The sequence below is a fragment of the Vibrio sp. 99-8-1 genome (assembly GCF_013114595.1).
In the GTDB taxonomy this organism is placed as follows: Bacteria; Pseudomonadota; Gammaproteobacteria; order Enterobacterales; family Vibrionaceae; genus Vibrio.
On the sequence record NZ_VTXE01000001.1, the window covers coordinates 22,355 to 35,525 of the forward strand.

The 13,171-nt window shown below is 42.9% G+C and carries 9 protein-coding genes; 3 read left to right on the top strand and 6 right to left on the bottom strand.

Annotated features, from left to right (window positions below; translation table 11 throughout):
• Positions 1-31 precede the first annotated feature (31 nt).
• Positions 32-3,748: an AAA family ATPase gene (locus tag F0227_RS00125; protein ID WP_171751116.1), complete on the bottom strand. Its 3,717-nt coding sequence runs from the start codon at positions 3,746-3,748 to the stop codon at positions 32-34.
• Positions 3,745-4,977: an exonuclease subunit SbcD gene (gene sbcD, locus F0227_RS00130; RefSeq protein WP_171751117.1), complete on the bottom strand. Its 1,233-nt coding sequence runs from the start codon at positions 4,975-4,977 to the stop codon at positions 3,745-3,747. The genes F0227_RS00125 and sbcD overlap by 4 nt, the downstream gene beginning before the upstream one ends.
• Before the next feature lie 167 nt (positions 4,978-5,144).
• On the opposite strand from sbcD, the gene F0227_RS00135 reads away from it, so the two are divergent.
• Entirely contained in the window at positions 5,145-5,630 is a 486-nt protein-coding gene (locus F0227_RS00135) for an acyl-CoA thioesterase (protein WP_171751118.1), read from the top strand.
• 93 nt (positions 5,631-5,723) lie between these two features.
• Positions 5,724-5,975: a hypothetical protein gene (locus F0227_RS00140; RefSeq protein ID WP_253821995.1), complete on the top strand. Its 252-nt coding sequence runs from the start codon at positions 5,724-5,726 to the stop codon at positions 5,973-5,975.
• Between the two features lie 58 nt (positions 5,976-6,033).
• On the opposite strand, the gene F0227_RS00145 is transcribed toward F0227_RS00140, so the two are convergent.
• From F0227_RS00145 to malE, 4 genes are all read right to left on the bottom strand, one after another.
• The gene (locus F0227_RS00145; protein ID WP_171751119.1) at positions 6,034-7,287 is read right to left on the bottom strand and encodes an HDOD domain-containing protein; all 1,254 of its coding nucleotides are present in this window, start codon (positions 7,285-7,287) and stop codon (positions 6,034-6,036) included.
• 158 nt (positions 7,288-7,445) lie between these two features.
• On the bottom strand, positions 7,446-8,336 hold the full coding sequence (gene malG, locus F0227_RS00150; protein WP_171751120.1) for a maltose ABC transporter permease MalG: 891 nt from the start codon (positions 8,334-8,336) through the stop codon (positions 7,446-7,448).
• 11 nt (positions 8,337-8,347) lie between these two features.
• Positions 8,348-9,916, bottom strand: coding sequence for a maltose ABC transporter permease MalF (gene malF, locus F0227_RS00155; RefSeq protein WP_171751121.1), 1,569 nt, complete (start codon positions 9,914-9,916; stop codon positions 8,348-8,350).
• Positions 9,917-10,064: 148 nt separating this feature from the next.
• Entirely contained in the window at positions 10,065-11,246 is a 1,182-nt protein-coding gene (malE, locus tag F0227_RS00160) for a maltose/maltodextrin ABC transporter substrate-binding protein MalE (protein WP_171751122.1), read from the bottom strand.
• A 734-nt stretch (positions 11,247-11,980) separates the two neighbouring features.
• Here malE and malK point away from each other — a divergent pair.
• Positions 11,981-13,099 carry a maltose/maltodextrin ABC transporter ATP-binding protein MalK gene (gene malK, locus F0227_RS00165; RefSeq protein WP_171751123.1) on the top strand — a complete coding sequence of 373 codons (1,119 nt, stop codon included), beginning with the start codon at positions 11,981-11,983 and terminating at the stop codon, positions 13,097-13,099.
• Positions 13,100-13,171: the final 72 nt, after the last annotated feature.

Sequence of the window (13,171 nt, forward strand, 5' to 3'; positions counted from 1 at the left end):
CCTGTTATTGAATATTAAAATATATAGCCCGTTATACAGCAGCCACTCTAAATTGAGCATCTAGCTCACTCACCCCTAAGCCTGATTTTTTCTTTACTTTCAGTTGAACTGGGATGCGTTCTTTCATTGCCTCTATATGGCTAATAACACCAATCATTTTTCCTGATGCATTTAAGCTATCTAATGCATCTAAAGCAAGATCTAACGTTTCGCTATCTAGCGTGCCAAAACCTTCATCTAAAAACAGTGAATCTATACTGGTTTTATGGCTAACCAAATCAGACAAGCCTAGAGCTAGCGCTAAACTCACTAGAAAACTCTCTCCTCCAGAGAGTGTTTTGGTATCCCTAATGGCATCAGCCTGCCACGTATCCAGTACCGACAACTCTAACCCTTCTGACTCACTGCGTTTTAGCTGGTAGCGACCGTGTAGTCGATTAAGTTGTTGATTGGCTAAATAGACCAGATTGTCCAAGGTTAAGCCCTGAGCAAATTTGCGAAACTTATCGCCATTACTCGACCCTATTAACGAGTGCAGATACTGTATATCATCGTAAGCCGTTCGCTGATGCTCAATTTTATCAAACAGATTGCGCTTCTCTACTCTACGCTTCTCATCCGCTTGCACTTCGTTCGCTAGTTCACCTTCTCTACGCGTCGTCTGTTCAATGAGTAGTGACAATTTTTCATTCTCATCTTGTAAACTCTCTCTATCCGCTTGCTGATACTGTTCGGCATTGCTCTCCTCCAACAACTCTTGGTACTGCTCGTTGGCTGCTTGAAGTAGTGCTTTCGCATTGGAGGCATGTTGCTCAAGAGTCTGTTTCAGCTCCCTTAATTGCTCGCGTTCTTCTTGATCAATCAAAGCAGCTTGGAAGGCCGCTTCTGATTCAAAGGGACTCTGGGTTAACTGCTGCTGCCAACTCTCTTGCTGCTGTTGTCGCTTTTCTGTCGCAGCTTGCAGATTTGATGTCAGCGCCTTAATTTCTCCTTCCAAGGCGTTTTGTTGCTGTTGAACTTGCTGCAGGGCAAGCTCAGTCTGTTTATGTTGTTCTTCGCCAGTCCGTAGCAATTTCTCAATTCGTTCCCGTTCGGTACTAACCACTCGTTCACCAAACAGATCGTGCCGCTTAGAGACCAGTTCATTGAGCGTCACTTGCTGAGCAAGTAGCTGCTTGTTGATCTGTTCCAGCTCTTTATTAAGTTCTGAAATACGTTGAGCTTGAATAGTAATGTTGGAGAGTAAAGCGGCATTTTCTTGCTCACACCCTTTCAACTCATTTTCCTTGTGCTGCCAAAGCACCAGATCTTCTCGTTTTTGTTGCAACCAGACGGTCAAATCACTATGCGGCTCGATAACAAAACCACACTGTGCAATATCACCAAATAGCTGTTCGCTGCCTTGCTCTTTTTCGTTAACGGCTTTGTTTATCTGGTTAGATAACTCCGTACAACGTTTTTCATCGTGCTCAAGCTGTTGATTTAACAGTTTCACTGCCGAATCAGCTTGATGATGAGACTGAACCGCAAGGTTAACTTGATCCTTCATATTTTGCTGTTGGTCCACGAGATGCCTGACTTTTACCGTTAACTCTGATAGTTGGTTGCGGAGATTCTCTTGCTCATAAGCAAACGCCTTCAACAAACTCTCATTATCTATTCCATGAGGGTAATGAATTACTTGAATTGTCGACTGCCACTGCTCAACTAATGACTGTTGCTGCTGCTCTAGCCACACCACTCGTTTTTGCTCATCTTCAATTCGGCGCAACAGAGACTCCAGTTCATGTCTAATCTCTTTGCCTTTGGTCTCAATTGATGACAGTTGCAACTCAGCCTGTTTTTTCTCTTCTTCGGTTGCCGAAGGCTCAACTCGCCCTTGTTCAACCGCGAATGGGTGTTCAATTGAACCACACAGAGGACACGGATGATTCTGTTCCAGTTGAGCACGATAGCTTGCCAGTACCTGTTCTTGTTTCAGTAACTTCTGCTCTTTTTCAATCAACTCATCGATATTGCTCAGCAGCTTTTTCTGCGTGCGATAACTTTCAGCCAGATGCAGTCGTTCTGACTCTAACGACTGCTGCTTCTGCTGAGCCTCAGATAAGAACTGCTGCTTTTGCTGATTCTCTTGCTGGTAGCTAACCCATTGATTTTGCAGATGATGAAGATGCTGCAGTGACGCAATAGTTTGGTTCTGTTCACCTAATTGATGTTCAAGTTGTGGTAATGACTGCTGACTCTTATGTTGCTCATTGAGCAGCTGAAGTTGCTGGTCAATATTAGTAAGCTGTTGCTGTTTCTCAGCCAGTTCAGCAGCACTCTGTTGTTGCTTCGCTACCGTCTGTTTAATCTGGTTATTTTGTTCAACAATCGCCTTGTTCGCCAGTTGATGACTCTGTTTTAGCTCATCCACTTGCTGCTGTTGTCGCTGCAACTGCGCTAGTTGTTCTGTCCATTTTTCAATGTTGCTCGCCAGCTGTTTATCTTGCTGATGCTGAGTTTGATACTGTTGAATGGCCGTTATACTCTGCTCAACATTTTGTTTATCAGTTATCGTTCGCTGATGTAAGTCATTAATGCCTTCCAGCTCTTGTTCAATGCCAGTGGTACTTTTCTCTAATGTTTCTAACTTACTGACTTCTAACTTTATTTGATTGTCTAATGGGATGATGTGCTGATTAATCAGCGTCTCAAACTGGCTACTCTCTTGCTTTGTGGCGTGCAGTTTTTCGTTAGCAAGCTGCATCTGTTTCTCATGCTGCTTGGTCTTTTCCGTCAAGTGCTCAATATGTTGTTTTTTATCGATAAGCTGATTATCTAGTAGCTGATGGCTGGCGACCGCTTCTTGTCGCAGCAAGTACGCCGCACGAAGTTTCTCGGCAGGTTCACTATTGGCTAACTTACTTAATGCTGGCTGGGCATTATCAATATTAGCTTGAGCCAGCTTGCAGTCAGATTCCGCATCATGTTTGCTTTTGCTCAGTTTATCCATCGTCACCAGCCAAGTTAGGTTGGCTTTGATCGATTCAAGCTGTTGCTTATTTTTTTGCTGGCTACCCTTTAGGCTCTCAGCTTCCGCTGCGATTGCTTGTAGTTGTTGTTCTGTTAACAGCTGAACGCCATTGGCTTCTGATTCCAGTGCCGTTAATTCAAGTTTTGCTTCGCTATATTTCTCATGAACGCTTTTAGATATTTCGCTGTAGATCTCGGTGCCCGTTAACTCTTCAAGTAGTTCAGCTCTCTCGGCTTCTTTCGCATTTAAAAACGCGGCGAACTGCCCCTGAGACAGCAACATCGATTTGGTAAATCGACTAAAATCCAACCCTGTTATCTGTTTTGTTAACTCGTTCTTCTTTTTCACTTGCGTGGCAAGTACTTTACCTGATGCTACTTCTGCTAGCTCCACCGTTGCAGGTTGCAGTTTTCCATCCACTTTGCCACGAGCACGCTTCATGCTCCAGAACGAACGATATGCTTGACCTTTTACTTCAAACTCAACCTCAGATAAACACTCCGTAGTTCCACGGGTCATAAGTTCATTACTGGTGGCGGAAATAACATCCAGCCGTGGTGTCTCTTGATACAGAGCGACACAAATTGCGTCTAAAATCGTGGTTTTTCCCGCACCAGTAGGGCCAGTAATAGCAAACAAGCCATATTCTGAAAAAGGCGGTTGAGTAAAATCGATTTTCCACTCACCTTTAAGTGAATTGATGTTTTTAAAACGTAAGCTTAGAATTTTCATTCCTTTGGCTCCCTATCTTGAAGCCCACCGAGAACCTGCTTAAATTGCGTTTTAATACGAGCCATTCGCTGTTGTTCCCCTTCTCCCTCAAAGCTTTCCATCTCTAGCCGCTTATTAAATACATCCAATGGGGTTAGTTCCGCTAAGGTCTCTGTCTCTTCTCGCACTAAGCTTTTGTTGTTATTTCCTCGCGCTCGGCGTAACTGCAACACATCAACATTCAGCTCTTCAGTCAATGTATGAATTCTCTGTTGCAGATCAGACAAAAAGTCCTGTATTTCAACTTCAATCGCCAACCAAACCGTCTCATCACCACTAAATTGTCCATCATTCAACTGCTGTTCTATGGACGGCAAATCCCCTTTTAACACGGCCATTTTTTGAAACATAGGCACCTCTACAGGTTCAATAATGGCTTGGTTATCATCTGAAAACTCAACCACAACCACCTGTTTAGGAGATGACAGTTCGTCAAAACTCAGTGCAATGGGAGAGCCGCAATAACGAATATGCTGTTTCTTGGCGACGATTTGTGGACGATGAATATGCCCTAGAGCAATGTAGTCGGCATCAGGGAATCCATCGGCAGAGAAACCGTCTAGCGTTCCTATATAAATGTCTCTTTCCGAGTCAGTGGTTGTTACCCCTACCGCAGTTAAATGCCCTGTAGCAATAATTGGAACCTGCCAGTTATGCTGTTGCTTTAGCTGCTGAGCTCTTTGGTACAAGGCGTGATAATGTTCTTTAATAGCAACACCAAGCTGTTGTTGCTTCTCTACTCCGGAATCCCCTGCTTGGCTGCGCATCACATCCCTAGCACGTACAAAAGGAACCGCACACAATAACGCACCGACTTGTTTATTTTTATCTTTTATTTGGATAATTTGTTCATCCAACTGCTCGCTGGTATTGGCGATGACATGAGCATTTAAACAGTTCAGTAACGGTTTAGATTCATTCAGTGTGGCAACAGAGTCATGGTTGCCACCCAAGAGAATCAACTGACAACCAAGCTGATTGATATCTACCACAAACTGGTTATAGAGTTCACGGGCATAACTTGGCGGTGTACCGGAGTCGAAGATGTCTCCAGCAACAATTACCGCATCTATCGCCTTTTCCTCTACTTGAGCCAACAACCAATCAATGAAAGCTTGATGCTCAGATTTTCGACTCTTATTGAAAAAGTTTTGCCCTAAATGCCAGTCTGAAGTGTGTAGAATTCGCATATCTTGCTTGATTTGAAGGAACCATTTCTGAATTGTGCCAATTAACGGTGCGTTACACAATCAAACTAGCTTTAACTGTTTGATTATTTGCTGATCTATGTGCAAAGTACTCCTATACTCTTATACCCAAAGCGATAACAACCGTTCTCCCACATAAGGATAAAGAAATGAGTGGAAAACAGAGAGATGTCACCCTACGTTTTTTAGCAGAGCCTGCTGATGTAAATTTTGGCGGCAAGGTGCACGGCGGCGCCGTAATGAAATGGATTGATTTAGCGGCCTATGCATGCGCTGCAGGTTGGAGTGGTAAATACTGTATTACGGCTTATGCTGGGGGAATTCGATTTGTTGCACCAATTCATGTAGGCAATTTGGTGGAAGTCAGTGCCAAGGTGATCTATACCGGAACCTCCTCTATGCACATCGCGTTAGATGTTCAGGCCAGCGATCCTAAAGAGCTGAACAACGTCTTAACAACACACTGTATTGTCATAATGGTTGCAGTGGATGCCAACGGTAAACCAACAAAAGTACCGCAATGGGATCCAGAAACCGATGAAGATATTAAGCTAAGAGACTCGGCGGTTAAACTGATGAACATGAGAAAAGAGATCGGTGAAGAGATGGAAATGCACGTTAAGATGCTAAAATAACGTCCGCAATCAAAAGAGTTTCATATAATTGTCATGATTTTTTAATACTGTTTTGCTTAAATCCTAGTCACCCGATTATGGCTAGGATCTATTTTGAGCAATACATCACTGCATATTACCTTAAGCGATAAAACCATTAGCAACCCACACGCAGTGGAGTATCAATGGGTTCGTAGTTTGCATATTGAAGGATATGATCATCGCGATATCAACCACTACATTCATACCTGTTTCGGGGGAGATTTTGTTTTCGCCGATCTATTTAGAAAAGTGGCCCTCAATGAAGAGAGTATTTACGTACTAATGCAGTATGTAGGCTGTGCTCCATCCAGTAGAGAGTTCTGAATTCCATTTGGGCTTTACGCTCTGTTCACTTTTCGCAACTATTTTTTCAGCGGTTGGTTTAGCCATCAGAAGCAGTGATGGTTGTTCTAAAATGCTTCTCCATCTCTTGACTCCACTTCTGGGCTTTTAGCAGTTCATCCACTGTCTCTTGCAGCTCTATTTTCAGTTTTTCACAAAGGCTTTCAACATTTGGCCAATCTGCCATTTCAAAATACTCCCCAAGCTTTAGAAGTTCTCCAAGAACGCCCCGACGTTGGGTAATGGCATAACGAATATTCTCATCAAGCGGCAGAGCCTCTATCAAGGTTTCAATGTCATTATCCAGTAGCGCATCAAGAAGAGAAAACAACCCAACAATAAACGCTTGTTGAGAGTCTTCCTTGCAGGCGGGTCGTTTTGACATCTGCTGACAAAAATGCGCTCGCTGCATGGATAAATTAATCAGCTCGCGTGGTTTGTTACTCGATACATAAGAAGCCGTCGTAAGTGCAACGAATACTCTTAATTGATCCTCACCTAAATAGATCAATGCCTGTTTAAAAGAGGTAATAGGGTTTCGCAGTCTTGGGCTGGCAGCATTGACAAAACGGAGCAATTTGTAGGAGATCGAGACATCTTGAGAAACAAGCATCTCCACTTTTGTAAAATTTACTTCTGCACTACACACTTCCTGAAAAAGTTGTAATGCAATTGCGTGTTTCGGGCTAACGTATTTGTTCTTTTCAATAATCGGCTTACTAAAGAAATAGCCTTGGAAAAAACGAAAACCGGCTTGATTCGCTTTATCAAAATCGTCTTTACTCTCTACTCTTTCTGCCAAAAATGCGGTTTTATCTCCTTGCCTCTTTCTGTCTGCGACAATATCACACGCTCTATCTATTCCAATAGCGGTTAAGTCCAGTTTAATAATATGGGCGTAAGGGATAAACCGTTCCCACTCTTCGCCTCCATTAAAATCATCCAAGGCAATGATATAACCGTTGCGATGTAAGTGTTTAATGGCGCTAAATAGTTCATCATTTGGCTGACACGTTTCTAAAATCTCCACCACTATTTTCTCTTTAGGCAGAGAGAGAGGAAGTAATCGAGTCAAACTAAGTTGAGGAAAGTTAATAAAACAGCGAGAGAGGAGATAGTTGGGGTTAGTTCCGAGGGACAGAAAGTTTTCAGTGATGAGTCGATAGGTCGCTCTATTGGCACTGGTTTGGTCAGGAAAAACATTCTCCTCGCTATTTCGAAACAACAGCTCATAGCCTACCGTTTTAAGGGCAGCATTTAATATGGGCTGTCTTGCTACATAGCTATACATCATGTTCGATATTCATCCAGTAACCATCACGACGACATTTTTCTCTACCAACGTGATGCAATGTATAGCTGCTGAGATAATTATTCAATAACCATAAAAAATAAAATGGTAATTATTCGTTAAATGCGTGCCCAATATGGACACGCATTTATATCGTAAGACTACCCTTTTACACCACCAGCGGTTAAACCACCCACCAGCCAACGTTGCGCCAATAAGAATACAACCGTAATCGGAACCGCTGATAATACAGCCGCAGCAGCAAAGTCACCCCACAAGTAGTTTTGCGGATATAAGTATTGCTGCATACCCACTGCCAAGGTGTATTTATCTACATCCGACAGCAACAGTGATGCCACTGGGACTTCGCCTACCGTCGCAATGAAGGCCAAAATAAATACCACAGCAAGAATCGGCACAGATAATGGCAATAGAACTAAGCGGAACGCCTGCCATGGCGTCGCACCATCTAGCGCTGCGGCTTCTTCTAATGAGTTATCAATCGTTTCAAAATACCCTTTAATGGTCCACACATGCAGGGCAATGCCCCCTAAATATGAGAAAATCAGACCGCCATGGGTGTTTAAACCTAAGAATGGTATGTATTGCCCAAGCTTATCAAACAAGGCATACATCGCAACCAAAGCAAGTACTGCTGGAAACATCTGAAAAATCATCATCGCTTTTAGTATTGTGTTCTTGCCGGAAAATCGCATACGAGCAAACGCATAAGCAGACGTTGTCGACAAGCAAACAATAAATATTGATGAGATACCTGCGATCTTCACTGAATTCCATAACCATGTTAGAACAGGAAATGGCGGTGGTGTTACCGTTCCATCCGCATTAGTAACGGAGAAGCCTAGAGCCAACTTCCAGTGTTCCAGTGACGGGTTCTCTGGAATCAAACTCCCAGTAGCAAAGTTACCTTCACGGAATGAAATGGCGATCACCATCAGTAAAGGAAAGATAATTAACGATAAAAATATCCAAAGAGCAATATGCGTTGCCCAGACACGATATTTAAGGTTTTTGCCTTGTACCATTGCCATATTATTGCTCCTTAATCTTGAGAAAGCTTAGTGAATCTAAGGTTCAGTAGCGCTAAGCCACCCACCAGTAAGAAAATTAGTGTTGCTATCGCACTGGCTAAGCCAAAGTCCTGACCGCCATTACCTTCAAACGCGATACGGTAGGTGTAACTCACCAAAAGGTCGGTGTAACCAGCTGGTTCAGTCGTTCCAATCATGTTTGGCCCGCCCTTTGTTAATAGGTAAATCATGACAAAGTTATTAAAGTTAAAGGCAAAACTGGCAATTAGTAACGGTGTTAATGGTTTCATCATCAGCGGCAAGGTTATCCGCGTAAAATTCCTAAATGGACCGGCGCCGTCAATAGCTGATGCTTCATAGAGATCTTCTGGAATGGCTTTAAGCAGTCCCATACAGAGAATCATCATGTAAGGGAAACCTAACCATGTATTCACTATAACGACCATGGTTCTTGCCAACACTGGGTCTGAGAACCAGTTAGGGCTAATACCAAACATCGCTTCTAACACCATATTTATCTCACCAAAACTTTGGTTAAATAAGCCTTTAAAGATAAGTATTGAGATAAAAGCAGGTACCGCATAAGGCAGTATTAATAGCACTCGATATAGTGCACGACCTTTCAGCTCTTCCCACTGCACGATGCTCGCTAAAACTAAACCGATTACCAGAGTTAAACCAACCGTTAATGCAGAAAACACCACGGTCCAGATGAATATGGCAATAAAAGGCTCTTTAATTCCGTCGTCTTTCCAAACTCGCTCAAAGTTTGCAGTACTGACATTTACAATGAAGCCAGGAGATATAGTGTTGCCGATAAAAGCACCATCTTGATCAACAGGTTGGTAATAACCCACATCCATATTGGGCTTAACTATCTCGCCATTACTGTTGTTTATAAGAGTTAAACCATCATCTTCTAGACGGTATAAAGGAACAACAGAGGCAAACTTTCGTAAACCATTCATTCGAATATCACCACCATCAGGCATATGTAAATCAACATTGCTTAACGATGAGCGGTTCTTAATGATGGTCTTAATTTTCTCTTTTTCACCTTGAACTTCAGCTACTGGAGCGAGATCCAAATCATTTTCAGAGAATCCCTGCAGGGTAAACTCAGGGGTCGCCAACAGTTGTTCATTTTGGGTAATAACAATTCGATGACCATTGTCGGTTTTATAAAGAGAAAAAGGGTAACTGTCGCCACTTTGATAGGTTCTATCAAGGAGTACTGATTGCGCCCGCTCTAGGGAGAGCTGGTTTTTGGCACTGTAGTTGGTGAATGCCAACCCTACCGTATAAGCCAAAGGAAACAGAATAAACAATATCATCCCTGCAATTCCAGGATAGATATAGCGATGCGCGTACGTTTTCTTACTACCAAAAATATAAAGTGCTAGGGCGGTTAACACCACGGTAAGTAGTGCGAAAGCAACCTCACCTCGGGAATACATTAATATGGTGGCATAGCCGTTTACAATACCAACCGTTGCCAGTAGCGCCCATTTTATAAACACTTTCTGACTTGAAGGCATAGTAGTTGATGCTGCGGCACCAGTATCTTGAACTGACTGCATAAGAGAACCTGCTAGCGGTAAATATTAAAATAAGGAGAGGTTACCCTCTCCTCAAAAAGGTTATACACCCAAGCAACACAATTTTGCATCTAACTCGTATAGGGCTTGGGTGGTTTTCATTTACTATGGGTTGTGACTTTATCGCTGTTTACTTCGTCATCTGCTTTTCTGCATCAGCAAGAGCTGAATCAACAGACTGGCGACCGTCAACAATGTTCACAATAGCGTTTTTCGCTGCGCCCCAGAAGGCACCCATTTGTGGGATATTTGGCATGATTTCACCGTGCATTGCGTTGTCCATCGTTGCCGCAATACGTGCATCACTATCCAGCTCTTTTTGGAAGGAGTTAAGCGCAACGGCGCCTAATGGTTTGTCGTTGTTTACTTTCTCAAGACCTTCGTTTGTCAGTAGGTAGTTTTCAATAAATTCAACGGCAAGATCTTGGTTTGGTGATGCCGTGCTAATACCCGCAGTTAAGATACCAACAAATGGTTTCGATGATTGGCCATTAAACTTAGGTAAAGTAGTAACGCCATAGTTAATTCCAGACTTCTCAACGTTACCCCATGCCCAAGGACCGTTAATCGTCATGGCAACATTGCCTTTGTTAAATTCTGACTCAGAGACTGAATAGTCCATGTCAGCAGAGATAACGCCTTGGTCAACTAAGCTTTTCACAAAGTTCATCGATGATTGAACACCGCTGTTAGCGATACCCGCATCTTTAACATCATAGCCCGTAGAGTTGTACTTGAAGGCATAGCCGCCATCAGCAGCCATCAATGGCCATGTGAAGTACGGTTCTTTTAAGTTCCACATGATGGCTGATTTACCATCTTTCTTCAGTTTGGCATCTAATGCCGCCACTTCTTCCCAGTTTTTAGGAGGGGTAGCAACAAGATCTTTGTTGTAGATAAGAGAGAGTGCTTCTACCGCTACTGGGTAGCCGATAAATTTACCATCGTATGTTACTGCATCCCATGCAAAGTCTACTACGCCATCTTTAATCTCTTTAGATGGTTTTACTTCAACAAGAAGACCTGCTTCAGCGTAACTACCGAAACGATCATGCGCCCAAAATACGATATCTGGACCGTCACCTGTTGCTGCTGTTTGTGGGAACTTGTCTTGCAATGCATCTGGGTGTGCAACTGTCACTTGGATGCCAGTCTCTTCTTCGAATTTTTTACCTACTTCAGCCAATCCGTTGTAACCTTTGTCACCATTGATCCAGATAGTAAGTTGACCTTCTTCAATAGCCGCATTCGCACTAAGTGAACCTAGTGCAGCCAATGTGCAAACCGCAACAGTAGTCAGGGTTTTCTTCATGATTGTATCCTTTTTATATTGTGATGTAGGGCTATTCAGACAACATGCCAAATTTGAAACTAAACAGTAAATCTGGATCCGCTAAATAACGTCAAAATGCTTTCATCTAAAAATGTAACCAGCGTGCCGCTATCATCTATAAGAAAGGCCTTAGAATCATCATCCTAGATTCTACGCCCCTATCAACATCCAATGTTTTCGTGATCTTCATCAGACAAGATTAGCGATCACGATCACATAAGAAGCTTTCAAAGCGATTCACATCACACTAACTTGGTATAAAAGTTTGAACTAGATCCTAATTCGATTTTAACCCCCTTCTACGCCTCCTCCCCCACTACTCCCCCTGAATAAATGCCATTCAGGAGGATGTATCTAGTGCACGATTCAATAACACTGTCACTATCCAAGAGAGGATGGTTAGAAGCTTTTATCCGCGCTATATCTTCGTTACGTTTCTGCAATAGTTAATGAAGGTAAGGAGCAGATTTACGATGCCGGATAGGTTAACTGACACTGATTTGAACGCAGATGTATTTATTTACGGGGGAGTGTTCAATAACGTGAAGAGGGAAGTTAACCTGTTATTGGTACAACAAGGTGATGCTAGTTACTGATGTACTGCATCACCTCTATTTTTAACCATTTGATTCTATAAAACAGTTTGATACTTTTATTGCCCGCCAAACCCTATGACAAGGCGATAGATTAAAAATAAATCGAGGACAAGCTAGATGGCAAGCGTCACTTTAAAAAATGTGTGTAAAGCGTATGGCGACGTACTTATCTCAAAGAATGTTGATCTTGAGATCCAAGAAGGTGAATTTGTTGTATTTGTTGGGCCATCTGGCTGTGGCAAATCAACACTTCTACGTTGCATCGCTGGTTTAGAAGACATCACCTCCGGTGACCTCTATATTGGTGAACAGCGCATGAATGACATTGAACCATCTAAGCGTGGGGTTGGCATGGTGTTTCAGTCTTATGCTCTTTATCCTCACCTTAATTTATACGACAACATGTCTTTCGGCCTTAAGCTAGCCAAAGCAAGCAAAAGCGAAGTGGACAAACGTGTGACTCACGCCGCTGAGATATTGCAACTAGGTCACCTACTTGATCGCCAGCCTAAAGCGCTATCCGGTGGTCAACGCCAACGTGTCGCTATTGGCCGAACGTTAGTCTCTCAACCAAATGTCTTTTTACTTGATGAACCGTTATCAAATCTAGACGCTGCACTGCGGGTAAACATGCGCAGTGAAATAACTAAACTACAACGCCAGTTGGGCTGCACCATGATCTATGTGACTCATGATCAGGTAGAAGCAATGACAATGGCGGATAAAATCGTAGTATTGGACGAAGGTTTTGTTTCTCAAGTGGGTAAACCTCTTGAGCTTTATCACTACCCAGAAAATCGTTTTGTGGCTGGCTTTATCGGCTCACCAAAAATGAACTTTATTAGCGTTCAAATTGAAGATTGCGAAAAAGAACAAGTATTGGTGAAACTCTCTAATGGCGCAACACTGTGGATTCCGGTAGATGGCACCACCGTTAACAAAGGTGAACGTATGTCTCTCGGTATTCGACCAGAACATCTGCTCAATGCGGAGCAAGCGGATGCTACTATCGAAGGTGAGATCCAGATCGTTGAAAAGCTCGGCAACGAAACTCAAATTTATCTACACCTAGATAGCGCAGATGCGGATGTAATCTACCGTGCACCAGACACCTTACCTGTAGAAGCGGGGGATAACTTTGCTATTGGATTGGCGGCTCATCGTTGTCATCTATTCCATAGTGATGGCAGCGCGTGTCGACGTCTACATAAAGAGCACAGTATCGATTTTGATTAATAAGATTTGTAAGCACAATTAACGCTCATATAGCCTATCGCCTTGCATCTACTGCAAGGCGATTTTCTAATA